This window comes from Ramlibacter pallidus (genome assembly GCF_015070875.1).
GTDB classification, from domain to species: domain Bacteria; phylum Pseudomonadota; class Gammaproteobacteria; order Burkholderiales; family Burkholderiaceae_C; genus Ramlibacter; species Ramlibacter pallidus.
This window is the reverse complement of the sequence record NZ_JADDIV010000002.1, coordinates 685647-707781: the sequence shown is the minus strand read 5'-3', so window position 1 is coordinate 707781 and position 22135 is coordinate 685647. Positions and strand designations below refer to the sequence as shown.

27 protein-coding genes are annotated in these 22135 nt (G+C 69.7%); 18 read left to right on the top strand and 9 right to left on the bottom strand.

The annotated features are described in order from the left end of the window. Position 1: 1 nt before the first annotated feature. On the bottom strand, positions 2 to 337 hold the full coding sequence (locus IM787_RS08295; RefSeq protein ID WP_193676153.1) for a hypothetical protein: 336 nt from the start codon (positions 335 to 337) through the stop codon (positions 2 to 4). Positions 338 to 571: 234 nt separating this feature from the next. Between IM787_RS08295 and IM787_RS08290 the strand changes: the two genes are divergently transcribed. After that, positions 572 to 1123, top strand: coding sequence for a Spy/CpxP family protein refolding chaperone (locus IM787_RS08290; RefSeq protein ID WP_227494168.1), 552 nt, complete (start codon positions 572 to 574; stop codon positions 1121 to 1123). A 68-nt stretch (positions 1124 to 1191) separates the two neighbouring features. Here the strand turns inward: IM787_RS08290 and IM787_RS08285 are convergent, their stop codons facing one another. After that, positions 1192 to 1590 (bottom strand): hypothetical protein, encoded by a 399-nt coding sequence (locus IM787_RS08285; protein WP_193676152.1) that lies wholly within the window; start codon positions 1588 to 1590, stop codon positions 1192 to 1194. A 141-nt stretch (positions 1591 to 1731) separates the two neighbouring features. Then, positions 1732 to 2283 carry an acyloxyacyl hydrolase gene (locus IM787_RS08280; RefSeq protein ID WP_193676151.1) on the bottom strand — a complete coding sequence of 184 codons (552 nt, stop codon included), beginning with the start codon at positions 2281 to 2283 and terminating at the stop codon, positions 1732 to 1734. Positions 2284 to 2450: 167 nt separating this feature from the next. Here IM787_RS08280 and IM787_RS08275 point away from each other — a divergent pair, with 167 nt between their 5' ends. From IM787_RS08275 to IM787_RS08255, 5 genes are all read left to right on the top strand, one after another. Next, complete coding sequence (locus IM787_RS08275) at positions 2451 to 3248, top strand: endonuclease/exonuclease/phosphatase family protein (RefSeq protein ID WP_193676150.1); 798 nt, start codon at positions 2451 to 2453, stop codon at positions 3246 to 3248. 8 nt (positions 3249 to 3256) lie between these two features. Next, positions 3257 to 4510, top strand: coding sequence for a cardiolipin synthase ClsB (gene clsB, locus IM787_RS08270; protein WP_193676149.1), 1254 nt, complete (start codon positions 3257 to 3259; stop codon positions 4508 to 4510). Continuing rightward, positions 4507 to 5451 (top strand): lysylphosphatidylglycerol synthase domain-containing protein, encoded by a 945-nt coding sequence (locus IM787_RS08265; RefSeq protein WP_193676148.1) that lies wholly within the window; start codon positions 4507 to 4509, stop codon positions 5449 to 5451. Before clsB ends, IM787_RS08265 begins: the two co-directional genes overlap by 4 nt. Positions 5452 to 5637: 186 nt before the next feature. After that, complete coding sequence (locus tag IM787_RS08260; RefSeq protein ID WP_193676147.1) at positions 5638 to 6321, top strand: TIGR03915 family putative DNA repair protein; 684 nt, start codon at positions 5638 to 5640, stop codon at positions 6319 to 6321. Then, positions 6314 to 6925, top strand: coding sequence for a UdgX family uracil-DNA binding protein (locus tag IM787_RS08255; protein ID WP_193676146.1), 612 nt, complete (start codon positions 6314 to 6316; stop codon positions 6923 to 6925). The genes IM787_RS08260 and IM787_RS08255 overlap by 8 nt, the downstream gene beginning before the upstream one ends. Here IM787_RS08255 and IM787_RS08250 read toward each other — a convergent pair. After that, on the bottom strand, positions 6821 to 7234 hold the full coding sequence (locus tag IM787_RS08250) for a hypothetical protein (RefSeq protein WP_193676145.1): 414 nt from the start codon (positions 7232 to 7234) through the stop codon (positions 6821 to 6823). The two genes, IM787_RS08255 and IM787_RS08250, sit on opposite strands and share 105 nt — an antisense overlap. 179 nt (positions 7235 to 7413) lie before the next feature. Here IM787_RS08250 and minC point away from each other — a divergent pair, with 179 nt between their 5' ends. From minC to IM787_RS08225, 5 genes are all read left to right on the top strand, one after another. Then, positions 7414 to 8166, top strand: a complete 753-nt coding sequence (gene minC / locus IM787_RS08245; protein WP_193676144.1) for a septum site-determining protein MinC — start codon at positions 7414 to 7416, stop codon at positions 8164 to 8166. Positions 8167 to 8177: 11 nt separating this feature from the next. Next, positions 8178 to 8996, top strand: a complete 819-nt coding sequence (gene minD / locus IM787_RS08240; RefSeq protein WP_193676143.1) for a septum site-determining protein MinD — start codon at positions 8178 to 8180, stop codon at positions 8994 to 8996. After that, positions 8993 to 9259 (top strand): cell division topological specificity factor MinE, encoded by a 267-nt coding sequence (gene minE / locus IM787_RS08235; protein WP_193676142.1) that lies wholly within the window; start codon positions 8993 to 8995, stop codon positions 9257 to 9259. Before minD ends, minE begins: the two co-directional genes overlap by 4 nt. Before the next feature lie 57 nt (positions 9260 to 9316). Beyond that, the gene (locus IM787_RS08230; protein WP_193676141.1) at positions 9317 to 9805 is read left to right on the top strand and encodes an SRPBCC family protein; all 489 of its coding nucleotides are present in this window, start codon (positions 9317 to 9319) and stop codon (positions 9803 to 9805) included. 89 nt (positions 9806 to 9894) lie between these two features. Beyond that, positions 9895 to 10113 (top strand): hypothetical protein, encoded by a 219-nt coding sequence (locus tag IM787_RS08225; protein ID WP_193676140.1) that lies wholly within the window; start codon positions 9895 to 9897, stop codon positions 10111 to 10113. Here the strand turns inward: IM787_RS08225 and IM787_RS08220 are convergent. Both IM787_RS08220 and IM787_RS08215 read right to left on the bottom strand, forming a co-directional pair. Next, complete coding sequence (locus IM787_RS08220) at positions 10110 to 10358, bottom strand: hypothetical protein (RefSeq protein WP_193676385.1); 249 nt, start codon at positions 10356 to 10358, stop codon at positions 10110 to 10112. The genes IM787_RS08225 and IM787_RS08220 overlap by 4 nt on opposite strands. 12 nt (positions 10359 to 10370) lie before the next feature. Continuing rightward, complete coding sequence (locus tag IM787_RS08215; RefSeq protein ID WP_193676139.1) at positions 10371 to 11198, bottom strand: SDR family NAD(P)-dependent oxidoreductase; 828 nt, start codon at positions 11196 to 11198, stop codon at positions 10371 to 10373. A 199-nt stretch (positions 11199 to 11397) separates the two neighbouring features. On the opposite strand from IM787_RS08215, the gene IM787_RS08210 reads away from it, so the two are divergent. From IM787_RS08210 to IM787_RS08195, 4 genes are all read left to right on the top strand, one after another. Then, entirely contained in the window at positions 11398 to 12654 is a 1257-nt protein-coding gene (locus IM787_RS08210; protein ID WP_193676138.1) for a PQQ-dependent sugar dehydrogenase, read from the top strand. Positions 12655 to 12664: 10 nt separating this feature from the next. Then, complete coding sequence (locus IM787_RS08205) at positions 12665 to 14194, top strand: superoxide dismutase family protein (protein WP_227494167.1); 1530 nt, start codon at positions 12665 to 12667, stop codon at positions 14192 to 14194. Between the two features lie 90 nt (positions 14195 to 14284). Continuing rightward, positions 14285 to 14509 (top strand): DUF3072 domain-containing protein, encoded by a 225-nt coding sequence (locus IM787_RS08200; RefSeq protein WP_193676137.1) that lies wholly within the window; start codon positions 14285 to 14287, stop codon positions 14507 to 14509. A gap of 81 nt (positions 14510 to 14590) precedes the next feature. Then, positions 14591 to 15100: a hypothetical protein gene (locus IM787_RS08195; protein WP_193676136.1), complete on the top strand. Its 510-nt coding sequence runs from the start codon at positions 14591 to 14593 to the stop codon at positions 15098 to 15100. Here IM787_RS08195 and IM787_RS08190 read toward each other — a convergent pair whose 3' ends face one another. Beyond that, the gene (locus IM787_RS08190) at positions 15101 to 15682 is read right to left on the bottom strand and encodes an NnrU family protein (RefSeq protein WP_193676135.1); all 582 of its coding nucleotides are present in this window, start codon (positions 15680 to 15682) and stop codon (positions 15101 to 15103) included. 436 nt (positions 15683 to 16118) lie between these two features. Then, positions 16119 to 17312 (bottom strand): MFS transporter, encoded by a 1194-nt coding sequence (locus IM787_RS08185; RefSeq protein ID WP_227494166.1) that lies wholly within the window; start codon positions 17310 to 17312, stop codon positions 16119 to 16121. An 84-nt stretch (positions 17313 to 17396) separates the two neighbouring features. Here IM787_RS08185 and IM787_RS08180 point away from each other — a divergent pair, with 84 nt between their 5' ends. Both IM787_RS08180 and IM787_RS08175 read left to right on the top strand, forming a co-directional pair. Beyond that, positions 17397 to 17906, top strand: a complete 510-nt coding sequence (locus IM787_RS08180) for a L,D-transpeptidase (protein ID WP_193676134.1) — start codon at positions 17397 to 17399, stop codon at positions 17904 to 17906. A 116-nt stretch (positions 17907 to 18022) separates the two neighbouring features. Beyond that, positions 18023 to 19573: an NHL repeat-containing protein gene (locus IM787_RS08175; RefSeq protein WP_193676133.1), complete on the top strand. Its 1551-nt coding sequence runs from the start codon at positions 18023 to 18025 to the stop codon at positions 19571 to 19573. 62 nt (positions 19574 to 19635) lie between these two features. On the opposite strand, the gene IM787_RS08170 is transcribed toward IM787_RS08175, so the two are convergent. Continuing rightward, a complete protein-coding gene (locus IM787_RS08170; RefSeq protein WP_193676132.1) occupies positions 19636 to 20154 on the bottom strand; it encodes a hypothetical protein in 519 nt (172 codons plus the stop codon). Positions 20155 to 20424: 270 nt separating this feature from the next. Between IM787_RS08170 and IM787_RS08165 the strand changes: the two genes are divergently transcribed. Continuing rightward, positions 20425 to 22131, top strand: coding sequence for a DUF1800 domain-containing protein (locus IM787_RS08165; RefSeq protein ID WP_354004376.1), 1707 nt, complete (start codon positions 20425 to 20427; stop codon positions 22129 to 22131). Positions 22132 to 22135: the final 4 nt, after the last annotated feature.

The window sequence follows — 22135 nt, the reverse complement described above, 5'->3', positions numbered from 1 at the left end:
CTTACTTCGGCGTGACGGTGCGCTGCTTCGCCGCGTCTTCCGCGCGTTTCTGCTTCATGTCTTCCTTCGCGGCCGTGCCGCGCAGCAGGCGCGCCGGGCCCGCGCCCATGGAACGCGTGTCCACGCTGCTGCGCTCCTGCGCCTGCAGCATGGCCTCGCGCTGGGCCAGGACGGGTTCGTCCATCAGGATCACGGCGCCCACGCTGGAGCGGTCCGTCGCCGGCAAGGGCGCCGTGTCGGTCATGGTGCGTGGCGTGGCCTGCGCGAATGCAGTGCCTGCCACCAGGGCGGTCGACAGCACCGTGGCTGCCGCTCGCACGAAAGCCGGGTACCTCATGGTGACCTCCTTCGAAAAAAGCGTTGACCAGACTGTGGTCCTGCCCTGCCGTTGCCGGCGTCGTTGGCGGCGCTGGCTTGCCGTAGGACCGTATCGACCCAGCCTGTAGACGCCAGCGGCCGCCTTTTCTTTACGTTCCCGCAACGCGGGGGCGATGGGGCCGAAACAGACGAGGCTGACACTGCGATGCATCGGGCCGCAGCGCCCGCCCCGTCAACCGAAAGGACCGCCAGCATGAAATCCCTGCACCGCCACCTGATCACCGCCGGCCTCGTCGCCGGCCTCGGCCTCGGCGCCATCGCCCAGGCCCAACCCACCCCGCAGCAGCCCGGCTCCGGCGCCCCGCACATGATGCAGGGCCAGCGCGGCCAGGGCGCGCAGGATCCCGCCCGCGCCGAGCGCATGCGCGCCCGCATGCAGGAACGCATGGCCCAGCGGCTGGGCGTGCTGAAGGCTCAGCTGAAGATCACCCCCGCGCAGGAAGGCGCCTGGACGGCCTGGACCACGGCCCTGCAGCCCAGCGCGAACCGCCCGCAGCGGCTCGACCGTGCCGCCATGGCGCGCATGACCACCCCGGAACGCATCGACCAGATGAAGGCCCGCCGTGCCGCCCGCCATGCGGAGATGGACCGCCGGCTGGACGCCACGAAGACCTTCTACGGCACGCTGAACGCGGAGCAGAAGGCGGTGTTCGACGCCGTCGGCATGCAGGCCTTCCGCCAGGGCAAGCGCGGCTTCGGCGGCGGGCACGGTGGCGGCCACCATGGCCACCACGGCCAGCGCTGATCGCCGCGAGGCCTCGCAACGAAAAAGCCCGGGTCGCCCCGGGCTTTTTCATTCCATGCGCTGCGCCTTTAGTAGCGGATGTAGCCCGGCGCCGAGTACAGGTGGTGCTGCTGCACGATCACCCGGCCGTTGTCGGTCGCCACGTTGGGGGCGCCACCGGTCATCGTGCTGGCCTCGCCGGCGCGCGACGGGACGTTGAAGGTCGCCGCGGCGGCGTCACGGTCCACCACCATCGGGTTGGCCGGCACGGACACCACGGTGTCGGGCGTGTAGATGCTGGACGGGCCCGCGCCCATCACATGCGTATGCACGTGCGTTTCGACGTTCGTCTCGAGGTTGGGCGCGCCCATCGACATGGTGCTGGCTTCGCCGGCGCGCGTCGGCGTGTCGAAGGTGGCCTGGGCCTGAGCGGCGCCGGCCACGGCGAACACACCGGCGAGGACGAGGGAAAGAGAGGTCTTGTTCATGAGGGACTCCGTACGGATCTGTTGTGGAAACCCGGCGTGGCCGGGTGCATGTCCCACAGTTTGGAGCCCTCCCGTCCAGGGCCTATCGGACGCGGGGGCCGCCGCCCGTAGGAATCGGATCGCCCACCGTAGGGCAGTGGCTCAGAACCGCCGCACGTAGCGCAGCTGGACGAAATCCTGGCCGGGGTTGGGCTTCTTGATGCCCCCATTCGACACGTGCACCCAGCGCAGCGCCAGCTCGTGGTCGTGTTCCTCGCCGAAGCTGTACCCGATGCCCAGCATGTCGTAGAAGTTCCATTGCGTGCTGAAGCGCTTGCGCGGCGTCTCCAGCAGCTGGTCCATCCAGCTCGCGCCAATGCCCAGCTCGATGAACCAGGGCGACTGTCCCCGCTCGAGGCGCATGCGCAACGACGGCAGCAGCACCAGCTGGGTCAGCTGGCCGGAACCGCCGCCGATCGCGTCGTAGCGCCAGTGGTTCACCATCAATTCCGTGTGCGCCGTCAGCTCGGCCTTGCGGCGCATGCGCTGGAAGTCCCAATCCCAGACGATGCCGACACCGGCCATGGCGGTACCGTGGCCGCCGGCGCCCGCGCGCACGGTGACCCCGTCGGGGCGCAGGTTGAAGGCCTGGCTGGAGCAGGCGGTGGCGGCCAGCAGGCCGGCGGCGAACAGGCGGGCGATGGTGGATCTCATGGGCTTCCCTGGCTTCGTTGTGGGCAGCGGAGGGCTGCCTCGTCTTTTCGCGCAGTGTGCCGAAAAAACGCGATTTCAGGTGACGACGGACGCCGTCGCGCGCTACGGGAACATGGCCTGCCGTCCTACTCCGGCCGCACAGCTGGGCCTTTACAAATGATGGCCCCATGTACAACGACGCCCACAACCTCCAGACGCCCGTGCGGGAGTCCACGACGGCCGCGCAGCTGACGGTCATGACCGTCAACATCCACAAGGGCTTCACCACCTTCAACCGCAAATTCATCCTGCCGGAGCTGCGGGATGCGGTGCGCAAGGTGGGGGCCGACGTGGTCTTCATGCAAGAGGTGCTGGGCACCCACGAGGAACACGGCAAGAAGATCGACAGCTGGCCGGAAGCGCCGATGTACGAATTCCTCGCCGACAGCATCTGGCCGCAGTACGCCTACGGCCGGAACATGGTCTATCCCAAGGGGCACCACGGCAACGCCGTGATGTCCAAGTTCCCCATCGTCGAACACCAGAACCACGACGTCTCGATCGCCGGGCCGGAAAAGCGCGGACTGTTGCACTGCGTCCTGGACATCCCCGGCTGCCCCATGCAGGTCCACGCCATCTGCGTGCACCTGGGGCTGGCCGAGAGCCACCGCCAGCAGCAGCTGGACCTGCTGTGCAAGATCTCGCACAGCGAGGTGCCGGCCGACGCGCCCCTGATCGTCGCCGGCGACTTCAACGACTGGCGCCGCCGCGCCAACGACAAGCTGTGGAAGGAGGCCGGGCTGCGCGAGATCTTCGTGACGGCCTACGGCGAGCCGGCCAAGACCTTCCCCGCGATCTTCCCGGTGCTGTCGCTGGACCGCATCTACGTGCGCAACTGCTCCGTGCACCTGCCGGTGGTGCTGCCGCGCCGGCCCTGGTCGCACCTCTCGGACCACGCCCCCCTGGTGGCCGAGATCCACCTGTGAGGCCCCTCATGGAACGGCGCTGGATCCCCGGCAATGCCTTCACGCTGCTCGAGAACGGCGAGGAGTTCTTCCCGCGCGTGTTCGCGGCGATCGCCAATGCCAGGCGCGAGGTGATCGTCGAGACCTTCATCCTGTTCGAGGACAAGGTCGGCCTGCAGCTGCAGGAGGCGCTGATCGCCGCCGCCCGCCGCGGCGCGCAGGTGGACATCACCGTCGACGACTGGGGCTCGCCCGAGTTCTCCGAGCATTTCCTGGGCGCGCTCAAGGAAGCCGGCGTCCGCATCCACGCGTTCAACCCCGGCCCCCGCCCCTTCGGCCTGCGGCCGCACCTGCTGCGCCGCATGCACCGCAAGATCGCGGTGATCGACCGCGAGGTGGCCTTCGTCGGCGGCATCAATTATTCGGCCGACCACCTGGGCGACTTCGGGCCCGAGGCCAAGCAGGACTACTCGGTGGAGATCCACGGGCCGCTGGTGGCCGAGATCCACCGCTTCTGCCACACGGCGCTGGCCGAGGGCCTGCGCCACCAGCGCGAGAAGCGCCAGTGGTGGCGCCGGCGCAAGCGCATGCGCACGACGCCGGAGGAAACGCCGGCCGCCGGCGGCGCCGACGCGCTGTTCGTGGTGCGCGACAACCGCCGCCACATGGACGACATCGAGCGCCACTACCGCATCGCCATCCGCGCGGCGAAGAAGCGCATCGTCATCGCCAATGCCTACTTCTTCCCCGGCTACCGCTTCATCAAGGAGCTCAAGCGCGCGGCACGGCGCGGCGTCGACGTGCGGCTGATCCTGCAGGGCCAGCCCGACATGGCCTTCGTCAAGACGGCGGCGGAGATGCTGTACCACCACCTGCTGCGCGCCGGCGTGCGCATCTACGAATACTGCGACCGGCCGCTGCACGGCAAGGTCGCCGTGATGGACGACGAGTGGAGCACGGTGGGTTCCAGCAACCTCGACCCGATGAGCCTGGTGTTCAACCTCGAGGCCAACGTGATCATCCGCGACCGCGAATTCAACGCCACGCTGTCGCAGAACCTCGACAAGCTGATGTGCGACAGCTGCAACCAGATCACGCTGGACGCGCTGGGCGAACTCAAGGGCTGGCCGCTGGTGCGCAGCTTCCTCGCCTACCACTTCACCCGCCGCTACCCGGGCTGGGCCGGCTGGCTGCCGCGCCACGTGCCGCGCCTCATCCCGCCGGCGCCGAACGCCGGCAAGCCGCTGTCCCCCGCGTTCGCAGGCATCAAGGACAAGGCATGAAGCTGACCGAGCGCCCATGGTGGCCATGGGCGAAACGGGCCGTCGGCATCGCCTTCATGGTGCTGGTGGTCGCGCTGCTCGTGAAGTACGCGCGCACCGTGGACTGGCAGGAGGTGCGGCAGAGCGTGCAGGAACTGCCGCGCAGCGTGCTGTTCCAGGCCGGCCTGCTGTGCGCCGCCAGCCACCTGCTCTACAGCTGCTTCGACCTCGTGGGCCGGCGCTACACCCGCCACGGCTTGCCCGTCCCGCAGGTGATGTCGGTCAACTTCATCAGCTATGCGTTCAACCTGAACTTCGGCTCGCTGGTGGGGGGCGTCGCCTTCCGCTACCGGCTGTACTCGCGGCTCGGGCTCGACTACGCCACCATCACGCGCGTGCTCACCCTCAGCATGCTGACCAACTGGCTCGGCTACCTGCTGCTCGCGGGGATCGTGTTCACCGTGGCGCCGCTGGAACTGCCGCCGAACTGGAAGATGGACAGCCACGGCCTGCAGCTGCTCGGCATCGCCCTGCTGGCCGCGGCACTGGCCTACCTGCTGCTGTGCGGCTGGTCGAAGAAGCGCAGCTGGACGATCCGCGGCCACGAGCTGATCCTGCCGCGGCCCCGCATGGCGCTGCTGCAGCTCGCCATCTCCTCGGCGAACTGGATGATCATGGCCGCCGCGGTCTACATCCTGCTGCAGGGCAAGATCGCGTACCCGCAGGTGCTCAGCGTGCTGCTGATCGCCGCCGTGGCCGGCGTTATCACCCATGTGCCCGCAGGACTCGGCGTGCTCGAAGCGGTGTTCGTCGCGCTGCTGTCGCACAAGGTGCCGGAAGGCCAGCTGCTCGGCGCACTGCTGGGCTACCGTGCGCTGTACTACATCGGTCCTTTGCTCGCCGCTGCGCTGCTGTACCTCGCCGTCGAAGTAAAGGCGCGTAGGCATGCGCCGATTGCGTGAAGCAATTCCATACTTCGCGCCCCACGGTGGGTGCGAAGTTGCGCAAAATCCCTAAGCAATGGACACGCGCATCGCCCCTTCCCACCACCCGCTCGCCCGCCTGGCCGGCTGCGGCCCGAAACGCCCCGCGCACCGCGCCGGCACCGACCGCTGGCGGGACTGACCATGCAGGATCGGGGCTCGGACATGGAAGTCAAACTGGCTGGGCAAACCGATCTGGCGGGCTTTCGTTCCGAAGCCCGCCAGTTGCTGGCGCACCAGGTGCCGCCCGACGAAGTGCAGTGGCAGTTGCAGCCGGCGGGCGACCCGTTCATGGACCCGCAATCGCCGCAGGCCAGCCGGCCGAAGAACGTCGCACGCGCCGCCAACGCGATCGTGCCCGCCTCCTTCACGCGCCTGTGCGAGTTCGTGGTGCTGCACCGCGACCCCGCCCGCTTCTCGCTGCTGTACCGCCTGCTGTGGCGCCTGGTGCACGAGCCGGGGCTGCGCAACGACCCGATCGACGCCGACATGCAGCAGGCGCAGCACATGGCGCATGCGGTGCGGCGGGACATCCACAAGATGAAGGCCAACCTGCGCCTGCGCGCGGTGCAGGACGCCCTCGGCCGCGAAGTGCACGTCGGCTGCTACGAACCGGCGCACCACGTCGTGGAGGCGGTGGCGCCCTGGTTCGCCAAGCGCCTGCCGGCCACGCGCTGGGCGATCTTCACGCCGGAGCGCAGCATGCGCTGCGAGGACGGCCGGTTGCTGTACGGCCCGGGCGTGGCCCCGTCGGAGCTGCCGGGGCCCGAAGGCACGGATGTGGATTGGCTGGCCTGCTACGAGCGCGTCTTCGGCGCGCACGACAGCACGCCCGTCCCCCATGCCTGACCGGCCCGATCCCAGGATCCTTTCACTCGACCAGCTCAAGGCCGCCACCATGGCGTGCCGCGAGTGCCCGATCGGCGAGATCGCCACGCAGTCGGTCATCGGCGAGGGCAAGCTCAAGCCGAAACTGATGCTGGTGGGCGAGCAACCGGGCGACCAGGAAGACCTCCAGGGCCGGCCCTTCGTCGGCCCCGCCGGCAAGCTGCTCGCCCGCGCGCTCGAGGCCGCGGAGATCCCGCGCCCGCAGACCTTCGTCTCCAACGCGGTCAAGCATTTCAAGTTCGAACTGCGTGGCAAGCGCCGCATCCACAAGAGCCCGGCGGTGCGCGAGATCGCCGCCTGCCATCACTGGCTGGAGGACGAGATCGCGCTCGTGAAGCCGGCCGCTCTGGTGGCGCTGGGCGCGACCGCCGCGCGTTCGCTGCTGGGGCGCGCCGTGCCGGTCATGGCGAACCGCGGCCAATGGCTGCCGCGGCCGGACGGCCTCGAAGTGCTGGTGACCTTACATCCGTCCGCGCTGCTGCGCGTCGATCCCGAGGTTCGCGAGGCGGCGTTCGAAGCGTTCGTCGCGGACCTGCGGCAGGCACAGCGGCTGTTCCGCCGATGACACGCGCGGGATGTCGGCGCAAGCCACGGGCGGCAGCGGATTCATCTGCTGCTCGATCACGTGCGGGCGGCGCAGGTTGAGGCCGGCGCCGTCCGAGCCCTGCAGGCCGATGCCGCCCTGCGCCGGACCGGACATCGCGCCCAGCCCAGCCTGGGCCCCCGCCATGGCGGGCCGGCCCTCGAACACGGCCTGCGCATTGGTGCTGGGACGCACGTTCTGGCCGGCGGCTTCGAACGCCAGCAGCGCCAGTGCCGCGACGGCCGCCACGCCGATCCAGTGGGTGAGGTGGTGCGGGTGATGGTGTTTCATGGAGAACTCCTGCATCGGAGCAGTGTGGGCGGCGCGCGCGGGGCCGGGGTCGTCGCCATGCCCCGTTCCTTCGTAGGAGGGCGATGGCAGCGCGTGCCAGCGAACGAAGGGACACGTGTCGTACCTCAGCGTTACACCCCCGCTGCTAAACTGCGCCCCGCTTTGCACCCGCAGTACCGATGACCGTTGCCCTCGCAGGACGCGCCCCTGCCACCTTCGAGATCAAGAGCGCCAACCTGCCGCTGGTGGCGCTGCTGCTCAAGTCGAACGACCTCGCGCGGCTCGGCCAGGAACTGCGCGACCGCTTCGGCGACATCCCCGACTTCTTCGACAACGACCCGCTGGTGATCGACCTCGCTGGCGTGCCGGAGGGCGCGCTGGACTTTCCGGAGCTGCTGGCGATGCTGCGGCCGTACAAGCTGGTGCCGGTGGCCGTGCGCGGCGGCAGCGAGGCGCTGGCGGCGGCGGCGGTGCAGGCCGGGCTGGCTGCGACGCCGGAGGCCGCCCTCACCCCGGCCCTTTCCCAGAGGGAGAGGGAGAAACAGCCGAAGAAGGCCGCGGAAAACGCGCCGGCCGAGGGCGTGCCGCCGCCACCTGCCTCCGCCCTCGTCATCGACAAGCCGCTGCGCTCCGGCCAGCAGGTCTACGCCCGCGGCCGCGACCTGGTGGTGCTCTCCATGGTCAACCCCGGCGCGGAAGTCATCGCCGACGGCCACATCCACGTCTATGCACCCCTGCGCGGCAAGGCGATCGCCGGCGCGCGGGGCGACGCGCAGGCCCGCATCCTCACGTTGTGCCTGGAGCCCGAACTGGTCTCCATCGCCGGCGTCTACCGCACCAGCGAGAACCCGCTGCCTCCCCAGCTCCTCGGCAAGCCGGCGCAGATCCGGCTGCAGGACAACAAGCTGGTGATGGCGCCCCTGAACCCCTGAAGGAACACCACTTGGCCAAGATCATCGTCGTCACCTCCGGCAAGGGCGGGGTCGGCAAGACCACCACCAGCGCCAGCTTCGCCAGCGGCCTCGCCCTGCGCGGGCACAAGACCGCCGTCATCGACTTCGACGTGGGCCTGCGCAACCTGGACCTGATCATGGGTTGCGAGCGCCGCGTGGTCTACGACTTCGTCAACGTGATCCAGGGCGAGGCCACCCTGAACCAGGCCCTGATCAAGGACAAGCACAACGAGCACCTGCACGTGCTGGCCGCGAGCCAGACGCGCGACAAGGACGCCCTCACCAAGGAAGGCGTGGAAAAGGTGCTCGCCGACATCGCCGGCATGGGCTTCGAGTACATCGTCTGCGACTCGCCGGCGGGCATCGAGACCGGCGCGCTCATGGCCATGCACTTCGCCGACGAGGCGCTGGTCGTGACCAACCCCGAGGTGTCCTCGGTGCGCGACTCCGACCGCATCCTGGGCATGCTCAGCAGCAAGACGAAGCGGGCCATCGACGGCAAGGAGCCGGTCAAGGAACACCTGCTGATCACCCGCTACAACCCGAACCGGGTCGACGCCGGCCACATGCTGTCGCTGGAGGACATCCAGGACATCCTGCGCATCCCGCTGATCGGCGTGATCCCGGAAAGCGAGGCGGTGTTGCAGGCGAGCAACCAGGGCACCCCCGCCGTGCACATGAAGGGCACGGACGTGAGCGAGGCCTACCAGGACGTGGTGGCCCGGTTCCTCGGCGAGGAAAGGCCGCTGCGCTTCGTCGACCCGCAGAAGGCCGGCCTGCTCAAGCGCCTGTTCGGGAGGAAAGGATGAGCCTGCTTTCCTTCCTCCTCGGGGAAAAGAAGAAGACGGCCTCGGTGGCCAAGGAGCGGCTGCAGATCATCCTGGCCCACGAGCGCAGCGGCCGCAACCCGGGCGGCTCGCCCGACTACCTGCCGGCCCTGCAGCGCGACCTGGTGGCCGTGATCAGCAAGTACGTGAAGATCGATCCGTCCCACCTGAAGGTCAACGTGGAGCGCCAGGACAACATGGAAGTGATCGAAGTCAAGATCGAGCTTCCCGAGGTGGCACGCTAACACCTGTCAACAATGACAGGCTTGACAGGGAAAGGCCTGTCAAGAGATAAATCACGGATGAGCAGTTCCGTCGTCATTCGCGTCACGCACCGGTACAGCGCGCCGGCGGAGCGCGTCTTCGACGCGTGGCTCACCCCGGGTCAGGCTTCGCGTTTCCTGTTCCGCACCCGCACCGGCAACGTCATGCGCTGCGAGATCACGCCGGAAGTCGGGGGCGGTTTCACGGTGACGGACCGCCGCCCCGCGGCCGACGGCGAGGAAAGCGTGTTCGACGTCGTGCACATGGGCAAGTATCTCGAGATCGACCGGCCACGCCGCCTGGTGTTCGACTTCAGCGTGCTGACCTTCGGCTCCGACGACCCGACCCGCGTCACCGTGGACCTCGTCCCGCTCGGCCCGATGGCCTGCGAGCTGGTGCTGACCCATGAACTGGGGCACACCGAGATGGCGCGCAGCATGGAGGAGCCCAGCAAGCGCGGCTGGGTCAACATGCTGGCGCTGCTGGAGCGCGAGCTGTTCCCCCGCCGGGTGGGCGTGCAGCTCTAGCGCCTGCAGTTCTAGACGTTGCTCCCTTGCACCAATGTCGCCCGTGACACTGGCGTGACGGGGGCCGCGGGCGCACAATCGCGCCCAACATGACCCTGGCCCTCGATCAATACGTCACCGGCAGCGTGGTGGCCGCCTCGCTGGCGCCGCAGGCCGTGGACGGTTTCGACCCCGTGCTGCGCCGCCTGCTGAAGGGCCAGCAGTTCTTCGTGAAGCTGTCGGACGGCCGCTGGCGCCCCCAGGGCTGCCAGCTGGGCCTGTCCTGCTGCTTCCAGTTCAGCGACCTGCTGGAACCGGTCCAGCGTTAGGGCTTGCGCCCCGTGCGGCTGTTCGGGCCGCCCTTGTCGCCCTGGCCGGCCATGCCGGTGCGCACCAGCTTCTGGTTGGCCTTGCCGCCGATGTGATCCTCGCGGTCGTGCCGGCTCTCCGGCGTGCGGCGGCCCTCGTTCTTCTGCGTCGGCGCCTGGTTCCCCAGCTTGTTGGTGTCGTTGGCGTTCTTGCCGCTCTGGCCGGCCTGTTCGTCCTGCGGATGGTTCTTGTAGCGATGGGTCATGGGGTTCTCCGGTCAATCCTTGTGGTGGTGCTCGTCCTGCAGCGTCGGCTCGGCCTTTCCGGGCTCGGCCAGCTTGCGGTGCATCTGCGCGGTGGCCTGGGAAGGCATGACCTTGCTCATGGCGACCTGCAGCTTGTTCCTCCAGCCGGCGACCACGTCCGCCTCGCCCTTGAGCATGGCCTGGAAGCCCATCCTGGCGACGTCGTCCGGCTGCATCATCATCTTGGGGTCGTTGGCGACCTTGGTGGTCTCCATGCCTGCGCGCTCGAAGAATTCGGTGTCGGTCGGCCCCGGCATCAGGCAGCTCACCGTCACCTCGGTGCCCTTCAGCTCGTTGCGCAGCGCGGCGGAGAACGAATCGATGAAGGCCTTGGTGCCGTTGTAGACGGCGTGGAAGCTGCCGGGCTGGAAGCCGGCGATCGAGCCCGTGATCAGGATGCGGCCGCGCGCCCGCGCCACCATCCCGCGTCCCACCTGCTGGATCAGGTGAATGGTGCCGGTGATGTTGGTGTTGATCACGTGCAGCACGGCGCTGAAATCCTGCGACAGGAAGGAGCCGGCCAGCCCATGGCCGGCATTGGCCATCAGCGCATCGACCTCGCGGTCGCCGATGGCCTGCAGCAGGTGCTGCACGCCCTCGGTGCTGGCCAGGTCGCACTGCACCGCCTGCACCTGGGCGCCCAGCGCGGTGAAGTCCCGCACGGCATCGGCCAGCGGGGTGTCGGCGGCGACGATCAGGTCGAAGCCGTGTTCGGCGGCGCTGCGCGCCAGGTGGTAGCCGATGCCCGACGAGGCACCAGTCACCACGGCCAGCGGCCGCGGTGCTTTCAGTTCATCCATGCGTGACCTCCATGCGTTCGGACCATTCTGCGAAGGTCGCACGCGGCTGCCTGTCGGACAGGGGGAAATGTGCTGCCGGACAAAGCTGCGCGGCACAGGGCCAACCGACAGCAACGTCCTACGCGGGCACACGCCTTTGTTCCCGCGCGGGACCGCGCGCATCGCCGACAGTGGCTCTCCCATCCCCGAGAGACCCGTCATGCACAAGAACAACGCAGGCTGGCTGCTGCCGCTGGCCCTCCTCGCCACTGCGGCGCAAGCCCAGCTGCCGCCCGGCGACGGGCCCTTCAGCGTCACCGTCAACGTCGTCGAACCGTCCCCCGTGAAATTCGAGGACCGGCTGCTGTCGCAGCTGCGCGTGCCACCGGGCTTTCGCATCAGCGTGTATGCGAAGGACATGGCCAACGTGCGCTGGCTGCAGCCGATGGCCAATGGCGACGTCTACGTGAGCCGCCGCGACCAGGGCGACATCCTGCTGCTGCGGGATACCAACCGGGATGGCACGGTGGACGAGCAGCGCGTCGTGGCGCAGAACCTCAAGTACGCGCACGGCCTGGCACTGCGCGGCGACCAGCTGTACGTCGCCGCCGACAAGAAGGTGCTGGCCGCGCAGATCCTGCCCGATGGCAACCTCGCGTTGCCGCGGGTGCTGATCGACGACCTGCCGGACGCCGGCCAGCACCCCAACCGCACCATCGGCTTCGGGCCGGACGGCCTGATGTACGTCACCGTCGGCTCCACCTGCAACGACTGCCGCGACGCCAACCCGGAGAACGCGACCATCGTGCGTGCGCAGCCCGATGGCAGCGGCCGCCATGTGTATGCGCGCGGCCTGCGCAACACCATCGGCTTCGGCTGGCACCCGGGCAGCCGCCAGCTCTATGGCTTCGACCATGGCTCCGATTACCACGGCGACGACACGCCCCCGGAGGAACTCAACGCCATCCTGCCGAACAAGCACTACGGCTGGCCGTTCTGCTACGCCGACCGCCAGGTCGACCGACAGGTCTTCAACGACCCGCCGAACAGCACCAAGGGCGACTTCTGCCCCACCACCGAGCCGCCGGCCCTGACGTACACGGCACACGCGGCGCCGATCGGCATGGCCTTCTACACCGGCAACCAGTTCCCCGCCGAATACCGCAACGACGCCTTCGTCGCCTTCCGCGGCTCGTGGAACCGCGCGCAGCCCAGTGGCTACCGCGTGGCCCGCGTGCGCTTCGACGCGAACGGCCGGCCCACCACGGTGGAGGACTTCGTCACCGGGTGGCTGATGTCGCCACCCGCGAACCTGCAGCAACCCGGCAGCGCGCCGCCCGGGCCCGAGCAGGCCAAGGCCACCCGTCCCGCGCAGTTCGGCCGGCTCGCCGGCCTGGCCGTGCATGCCGACGGCTCGCTGCTGGTCGCCGAAGACCAGAACGGCGTGATCTACCGCATCACCTATTCCGGCCGCTGAGGAGATCCCCATGCACGCCAGACTCCTCGCCCTGACCGTTCTTTCCGCCGGCCTGGTGGCCGCCTGCTCCGCACCGCAGGAGCGCAGCAGCGCCGCGGCTGCCGCCCCGCAGGTCCAGGTGACACCCGGCGCCGCGCTGTCGACGCCGCGCCCCGCGCCCTCCGCGACGATGGCGGCGGCGACGCCCCGCAGCCCGGCGATCGCGCGGATGCTCACCGCCGACGGACAGCCCGCCGGCCAGGCCGAACTGGTCGACACGCCCCAAGGCGTGCAGATCACGATCGAGGTTCAGGGACAACGTCCCGGCCCCAAGGGCTTCCACGTCCACAAGAACGGCGCCTGCGCACCGGGACCGGACGCCGCCACCAACCGGATCGTTCCCTTCGGTGCGGCGGGCGGCCACTTCGACCCGGGCGTCACGCACAACCACGGGCAGCCCGGGCGGCCGATGACCGAGGTGCATGCGGGCGAACTGCCCAACATCCCGATCGGCCCGGACGGCCGCGGCACGCTGCGCTACGTGAATGCCCATGTCACGCTGGCGCCGGGCGACACGTCGATCATGGGCCGCACGCTGGTCGTGCACGCCGAAACCGACGACTACCAGACCGATCCTTCCGGCAACTCGGGTGGCCGCGTCCTGTGCGGCCTGATCGAGCCGGCACAGCCGGGGCCCGTGGCCGGACGCGCGACCGTCGACCATCCGAATGCTTTCCCCGAGGGCATCGCCGTCGACGCCCGCGGGACCGCCTATGTCGGCTCGGCCAGCGAAGGACACATCTGGCGCATCGCGCCCGGCGCCCAGAAGGCGGAGATGTTCCAGGAAGGCGGGGCGTTCGGGCGCGCCGCGGCGCTGGGGATGAAGGTCGATGCGCAGAACCGCCTGTGGGTGGCGGGCGGCGCCCAGGGGACGGTGTCCGTCATCGACCTCGCCAGCGGCGCCACGCTGGCCATTCTGAAGGGGCCGCGCGACACGCACACCTTCCTCAACGACCTGGTGCCCGCCGCCGACGGCCACGTCTACGTGACGGACTCCTTCCGCCCCGTGCTGTACCGCGCGCGCTACGCACCGGGGGCGCCGCTGGCACTCGAACCCTGGCTGGACCTGGCGTCGACGCCGATCCGCTACGTGCCGAACCAGATCAACCTGAACGGCATCGTGGCGAGCCCCGACGGCCGCATGCTGCTCGCCATCCAGATGGTCACCGGGGAACTCTGGCGCATCGACACGGCCAGCAAGGCGGTGACGCCGGTGCGCGTGGAGGGCGGCGACCTGCGCCATGGCGACGGCCTGCTGCTGCGGGGGAACGACCTCTATGTGGTGCGCAACGAGGCCGACGAAGTCGTGCGCCTGCAGCTCGCCGGCGACTGGGCCAGCGCACGTGTGACGGAACGCATCAACGATCCCCGGCTGAAGTACCCGACGACAGCGGCGGCCACCGAGCGCGGGCTGATGGTCGTGAACGCGCAACTGGACAAGATGAAGGATCCGCCGCCTCTGCTGCCCTTCGACGTCGTGACGCTCGCCTGGCCGCGCTGAGGGTCGTCGCGCAAGGGAACGCGCCGCTGTCCGACAGCCGCGTTGCCGCCGGCTCCCCACACTGTGCATATCCACAGCCAAGGAGAGCACATGACCGACAAGCAAACGCAAGCCACGGCCGAGCAGTCCAACATGCAGAAGGACCCCGACCGCTGGGTCACCGGTGACGAGCCGATGACGGGCGCCCAGCGCTCCTACCTGCACACCCTCGCGGAAGAGGCCGGGGAGGAGATCGACGACGGCATGACCAAGGCCGAGGCGTCGAAGAAGATCGACGCGCTGCAGGAGAAGACGGGACGCGGCGTGGACCACTGAAGCGCGCGCGGTCTCCACACACTTCTTACGGGACAGTAGCAAGGCCTCTCCGTAGAGTCTGCTCGACAAGAGAGAGGACTCATGCAGCTTGCCTTGCCACCGCCGGCGTTCGCGCCGGTCCCGCCGCCCGCGTCCCGCGACCTCACCCGCATCGTCCGTCCCTGGGCCCTGCTGGCCGGCCTGCTGGCGGCCTACAGCGTCTATACCGCCTTCGACGGCCTCCCCGGCCTGCTGCAGCACGCGGCGCGCGTTGCACCGGGCATCGCCCTGCGTTCGGTGACCGGCACGGTGTCCGCGGCACCGCTGCCGGCGTCTCGCCTGCAATGGGTGACACGATGCGAGGAAGACGGGGCCACCCGCTACACCGATGGCGATTGCGCCGGCGGCGCCACGAGCACGCCGCTGATCGTCACCCCGGACCCGGCACCCTCCGCACCGACCGCCGCCGTCGCCCAGTTGTGCGCGGAGGTCGGGCGCGAAGTCCTTCGCATCGCCCTCAAGGCCGGCAGCGCGCCTTCGGAAGCCGAGCGCTTGTGGCTGCTCGATCGCCACCACGACGCCCGCAGGGAACAGCAGCGGCTCGGCTGCTGATCACACGCCCATCGGGCTGACGCCGATCCACAGGCGGTGCAGCCAGAACGCGAACACCGCCCAGGCCGCCGCGCCGATCACCACGGTGAGCACCGTGCGCGACGTCGAAGCATCGAGCACCGTGGCCAGCGTGCGATCGCGCTTGCGCGAGGACCGGAAGTCCAGCACGGCCCACACCAGGAAGCTGCCGAACAGCAGCAGGTCGGCGAGCGTGTTGTTGACCACCAGATGCGAGAAGGCCCACAGCTTCACGCCGAGGATCATCGGGTGGCGCAGCTTCGCCTTGAGGTGGTTGCCCGGCACGTAGGCCGCGACGACCAGCACGAAGGCCACCAGCGTCAGCAGCGAGACCGCATGCCGCACGCCCACGGGCGGCGGATTCCACAGCACCACCGGGTTCTGCCGCGCCAGGCCGTAGCCCCACACGATCAGCGCGAAGCCGGCGATGGACAGCAGCGAGTACAGCAGCTTGTACTCGCGCTCGCCGAAGCGCTCCATCGTGGACGTGCGCCAGCCGTCCGCGACGATCCGCGTCGAATGCATGCCCAGGAAAAGCACCAGCCCCAGCACGAGTGCAGCCATGTCCGAAAACCCTCCATCGACCCGAGCGGCGGATTCTGCGCCATTGCGCCAGGGCCTGGACAGCCCCCTGCCGCCGCCTTCGGCTTGTCCGCGGATGTCTTCTTAGGATTCCTTATTCAAGGGTAGTCGTAGTAGCTAAGGATCGCCCGGTTCTGTGGACAACCCGCTTTTCCGTCTTTGCGCTCAAGCACTTGCGTGTGCCGGGCGACTGTGTGCAGGTGGGTGTCGGTGGTGTCCTACGAACAGGGACAACTTCTCCTACAGGCCCTGCGGTGTGGATAAGCGAAGGGTTGTGCCGGATCCATCCACAGCCTTGTCAGGCCGAAAAAAAATCCGTCGGCGCGACATCGCGTCGCCCGCGCGCGACGCCTGCCGAAAAAACCAGGAAGTCCTTGTGCAATGAGCCGCGCGTGAGGCAGCATCGCGGGCCGCGGCTTCAGCTGCGGCGCATCAGCGTCCACGCGACCGCCGCCGATCCCACGGCGCCGAGCGCGGCGGCGAGATAGACGGCCTCGAGCCCGGCGCCGGCGGCCAGCAGGCCACCCAGCGGCGGGGCCAGGCCCATCGCGACGTCCTGGAACACGATGTAAGCGCCCATCGCGGACCCGCGGCTTTGCGGCGGCGCGCGCCGTACCGCCTCCACGCCGAGCCCCTGGAAAGCAAGGCCGTATCCGCCCCCGACCAGGGCGGCACCCGCCCACGCAAGGGCGGGATGCGGCGCCAGCCAGATCATCGCGAGCCCCACCGCTTCGACCAGCACGCACGCGAACGACACGCGCGCGCCACCCACGCGGTCCGGCAGGTGCCCGAACAGCAGCCGGCCGATGATGAAGCCCACGCCCATGCTGGTCACGGCCAGTGCGCCACCGCCCCATCCGCGCTGCGCGAACAGCAGCACGGCGAAGGCGGTGATCATCGCGAAGCCCAGGGAACACAAGGTGAGGCCGAAGCCAGGCAGCTTCACCACGCCCAGCACGCGCAGTGGCGACAGTTTCGGCAGCGGGCTCGGCGTGACGCCGGCGACGAAGGACGCGAACGCGAGCCCGGCCAGCGCCGTCGCCAGGACGGCCACCGCGACGCCGCCGAATCCGAGCGCGGCGTAGATCGCCGTGCCCAGTGGCGCCGAGGCGCCGAGCCCGGCGAACACCGCCATGCCAATCCAGCCGATCACCTTGCCGGTGTGCGCCGGGCCCAGCCGCGCCGACGCCCAGGCCATGGAGCCGGTCACGATGAAGCTCTCCGCCACGCCGGTCAGCATGCGTGCCGCCAGCACGAGCCCGAGCGCGCCGCGCTGCGAGTCGGTGGCGTGCACGGAGGCCAGGTACAAGAGGCCGACCCCGCAGCTCGCACCGAAGCCGCACAGCACCGCCAGCCGCGGCCCGCGCGTGTCGGCGGTCCCGCCGGCCCACATGCGCGCGAACACCGAGGACAGGTACTGCACGCCCATCACGAAACCGACCATCACGGTGCCCTGGCCTAGGGTGTCGTGCACATGGCGCGGCACCACCGGCAGCGCCATGCCCGTGGCCGTGAGGCCGGCGAACACGATCACCATGAAGGGCAGCAGCGGGAGGAAAGCGGACCAGAGCGAATCGGAAACGGCGGGGCCGGCGGACGAAGAAGCGGTCATGCGGGGTCGGGAAGCGGGTTTCGTGCCGAGGGTACCGCGCCGCGGGACGGACGCACTAGACTGCGCGGCAAGCCCTTGCCCGCCATGCGACTGCAGACCCTGCCCCTGCCCGCGACGCTGCCGCGCATCGACGTGGACGTGCGTGCGCAGCAACTGCGGCTGGCGCTGCCCGATGGAACGGTGCTCCGCTATCCGGTCTCCACCGCCGCCAACGGCACCGGCTGCAGACAGGGCAGCTACTGCACGCCCACCGGACGGCACCGCGTGCGCCTGAAGATCGGCGAAGGCTGCGTGCCGGGCACGGTGTTCCACGGCCGGCGCGCGACCGGCGAAGTGTTCGGGCCGGAGCTCGCGCAGCGCTTCCCCGCGCGTGACTGGATCCTCACGCGCATCCTCTGGCTCGAGGGGCTGGAGCCGGGCCACAACCGTGGCGGCAGCGTCGACAGCTTGCGCCGCTACGTCTACATCCACGGCACCGCGGACGAACACCTGATCGGGCAGCCCGCGTCGCACGGCTGCATCCGCATGCGCGGCGACGACCTCGTGGCGCTGTTCGATCGCGTCCCCGCGGGAACGCCGGTGCGGATCGCCTGATACGCCATCCTCCTAAATACGAAAGCGTTCATTCCGGTGCGGAGGGTCCATCGGAAGGTAGCGTCCGCTGCGCGATTCCCCTACATTCGGGCGCTTCGAAAAACGAGGATCCCCGAATGCGTCGCCTGCTTCCCCTGGTGTGTTTCGCCGCCCTGTTCCTCGCCGCGTGCGGCGGGGGCTCCGACCTGGTGACGCCCGGCGGCACCACGCCGCCGCCGGCCACCAACCCTCCGCCGGCGGGAACGCCCGAAGCGCTGACCGCGAGCATCACGCCCCCCGGCCAGCCGACGCTGGCGGCGAACACGTCGATCGTGGTGCAGTTCAGCGCGCCGGTCGCCACAGCCAGCCTGCAACTCGCGGGAAGTTTCACCGCGCTGAATCCGGTGACGAGCTGGTCGGCCGACAACACCACGCTGACGCTGGCGCCGCCGGCGGGTGGCTGGCCCCGGGGCCAGGGTGGCACCCTGAGCGTGCTGGCGACGGGAGCGGCCGGCGGTGCAATGGCCGCGGCCGCCACCGCCAGCTTCTTCGTTCCCACGCAATTCGCCAGCGGTCAGGCCGCGTTCGCGGCGATCGGACAGGCCGACCTCGCGACGGGCACCGCGCAGCCCGTCTCCGCCAGCACGGTGCGCAGCCCGCAGGGCAACGTCGCCGTCGCCGACGGGCGCCTGTTCGTGAGCGACTGGAACAACCACCGCATCCTCGGCTTCCCGGCGGTGCCGGCCACCAGCAACGCGGCCGCCGACATCGTGCTCGGGCAGCCGGACTTCGTGACTGGCGCGCCGCGTGCGACGGCACGTGATTCGCTCAACGGCCCGATGCAGGTTTCGATCGCCGCCGGCAAGATGGCCGTCGCCGACTTGAACAACAGCCGCGTCCTGGTCTGGTCCACGGTGCCCTCGGCCAGCGGCGCGCTGCCCGACGTGGTGCTGGGGCAGGTCGACTTCAATGCCGCGGTGACCTTCGGCTGCACGGCGACGCGCATCGGCTTCCCCGAATCCGTGGTGATCACGCCCGACGGCAAGCTGGTGGTGGCCGACACCAACAACCAGCGCGTGCTGCTGTGGAACACCGTGCCCACCGCGAACACCACCCCGCCGGACCTCGTGCTGGGCCAGGGCGACTTCACCCACTGCCGCCGCAACGACGACAACCAGGACGGCACGGCCGACGCGACGCCCTCGGATCGCACGATGTGGCGCCCGTCCGGCCTGTGGAGCGATGGCCAGCGGCTGGTGGTGCTGGATTCCTCCAACCACCGGGCGCTGGTGTGGAACACCTTCCCCACTGCGAACTTCCAGCGGGCCGACCTCGTGCTCGGGCAAGGCAGCTTCACCCGTGTGGCGCCGAACGACGACAACCAGGACGGCGTGACGGATGCACCGACCGCGCGGACCCTGAACGCGCCGTACAACGGTGTCGACTCCAACGGGATGCAGCTGGCGATCGCCGACACCAGCAACCATCGGGTGCTGGTGTGGAACACCTTCCCCACCACCAGCTTCCAGCCCGCCGATGCCGTGCTGGGGCAGGCGAACTTCACCACCAACGCTGCCGGCACCGCGGCCGACCGCGTGAACCTTCCGCACGGCGTGAAGTTCGTCGGTGACAAGCTGCTGGTGAATGACCGCTTCAATAACCGCGTCCTCGTGCTGCAGTCGCCCTGAAGGCGGGCCAGCGAAAAAAAAAGAGGCGCCGAGGGCGCCTCTTTTTCATTCCAGCGGAACGCTCAACGCCCGTCGCGGTCCGAATCCCCCGGAACCGCACGTTCCACCGTGTTGCTCACGCGGTGCCAGGCGTCGCGCGAAGCGTGCTTGGCGCGCTCCCATTCCAGCGAGGATTTGCCGCGGGCGGTGCCCCAGTCGCGGCTCAGTTCCGGCTCGACGTCGTCGAACGAGCGGTTCGGGTACTTGGAGTACGACTCCACGCCATAGCGGTAGGCCGGCGAGTAGTCGTCGTACTTGGCGCTCTGGTCGACGTACGGGCGGGTCGAGTAGTTCTCGCGCCAGTACGCGTCTTCCACGGCGGGGTCGGCGGCCTTGGCGATGCCCTTGCCGGCGACCGCGCCCACCACGGCGCCGACCGCGGCACCCACCACCGCACCCACCGGGCCGGTCATGCCGCCGGCCGCCGCGCCCGCGGCTGCACCGCCCGCGACGCCGCCACCGACGCCGCCCACCACCGCACCCACGCCCTTGGCGGCCGGGTGGTCCTTCTTGTCGAGGGAATCGCGCTTGTGATCGTTCATGCTTGTTGCTCCTTGGTTGGCAGAGCGCCCACGGTAGACCCTCGCGTCCTGCCGGCGGCACAGCCTGGGGCGGACTCGCAAGCAGGCGCACACCTACAAGGACGACCGTCGCGCGCCGCCCACGGCCTGCTCGCTTTCGGTGACGCAGACGCGCATTTCGACGCGGACGCTTGCGCAACGGATGAGCTTCTTACCGCTCCTTACCGAAACGCGCGGACGCTTTGCACGCCGCGCGATGGAATCCCCCCGAACTCATCAGTGGAGGACGGAGTGGGAGAAGCCAACATCCTGGAAGTGCGGGAGGAAACACCGCCGCCGCACGGCACGGCACCGTTCGCCGCCGCGTTGATCGCGTCCGCGGCGCTGGCGGCCTGCGGCGGAGGTGGGGGTGACGACGGCGGCGGTACCGGCGGCCTGCCGGGGTTCGGCGATGCGCCGCTGCCGCCCGAGGAGCCCATGGGCACCAACGATGCCGCGCGCCTGCTGGCGCAGGGCACGCTGGGGGCCAGCCGCGCCGACATCACGCAGGCGGCCGGCGGCGGCGCCCGCCGCTGGATCGAGGAGCAGTTCCAGATCGAGCCCACGCAGGGCCACTTCGACTGGATGATGGCCAACGGGTTCGGCGTGGAGGCGAACCGCAACAACACCGCGGGCCTGGACAACAGCATCTGGCGCAAGTTCATCGCCAGTCCCGACGCCCTGCGCCAGCGGATGGTGTTCGCGCTGTCGCAGATCCTCACCGTGTCCGTCTCCGGCATCGACACCGACTGGCGCCAGTTCTGCGTCGGCCACTACCTCGACATCCTGGAGCGCAACGCTTTCGGCAACTATCGCCAGCTGCTGGAAGACGTGAGCCTCTCCACCGCGATGGGCTACTACCTCACCTACCGCGGCAACGCCAAGGCCAACGGGCGCGGCAGCCAGCCGGACGAGAACTACGCGCGCGAGCTGATGCAGCTGTTCACCATCGGCCTGCTGCACCTGCGGCCGGACGGCACGGTCGACGGCGCCCGCGGGGAGACCTACGAGCCGGAGGACGTCAGCGGCCTGGCCCGCGTGTTCACCGGCTGGGACCGCGACACCGCCGGCCTGACGTCGCCCTACCCTCCCGGCATCCACCAGCGCCCGCTGGCGCAGGTGGCCAACCGCTACGAAACCGGGGCCAAGAGCTTCCTGGGCACCACCATCCCCTCCGGCACCAGCGCGATCGCCGCCTTGCGCACGGCGCTCGACGTGCTGTTCCGGCATCCCAACGTGCCGCCCTTCGTCTGCCGCCAGCTGATCCAGCGGCTGGTGAGCAGCAACCCGAGCGCGGCGTACGTGGGCCGCGTGGCCGCGGCCTTCGTCGACAACGGCCAGGGCGTGCGGGGCGACCTGAAGGCGGTGCTGCGCGCGATCCTGCTCGACCCCGAAGCGCGCGATACCGCTGCCGCGGCCCGCAACCCGGCCTTCGGCAAGGTCCGCGAGCCGGTGGTCCGCTTCCTGAACTGGGCGCGCGGCTTCCGGGCGAGCTCGCCCTCCGGCCTGTGGGCGATCGGTGACCTGTCCGACGCGGGCAGCCGCCTGGGCCAGAGCCCGATGCGCGCGCCTTCGGTGTTCAACTTCTACCGCCCGGGCTACGTGCCGCCGGGCGGCGCGCTGGCCGCCGCCGGCCTGACGGCGCCGGAGCTGCAGATCGCCAACGAGACCTCGGTGGCGGGCTACCTGAACTACATGCAGCGCGCGGTGGCGGGCAGCGGCATCGGCGACGTGCGCGGCGACCACGCGCCGCTGATGGCGCTGGCGACCAACTCGCGCGCGCTGCTGGACGAGATCAACCTGGTGCTCGCGGCGGGACAGCTCGCGCCAGCGACGATCGCGACGCTGCAGGCCGCGCTGGACACCATCAATGCCGGCACCGAGACCGGACGCCGCAACCGCGTGCAGGCGGCACTGGTGCTGGTCCTGGCGGCTCCCGAATTCATCGCGCAGAAGTGAGGAC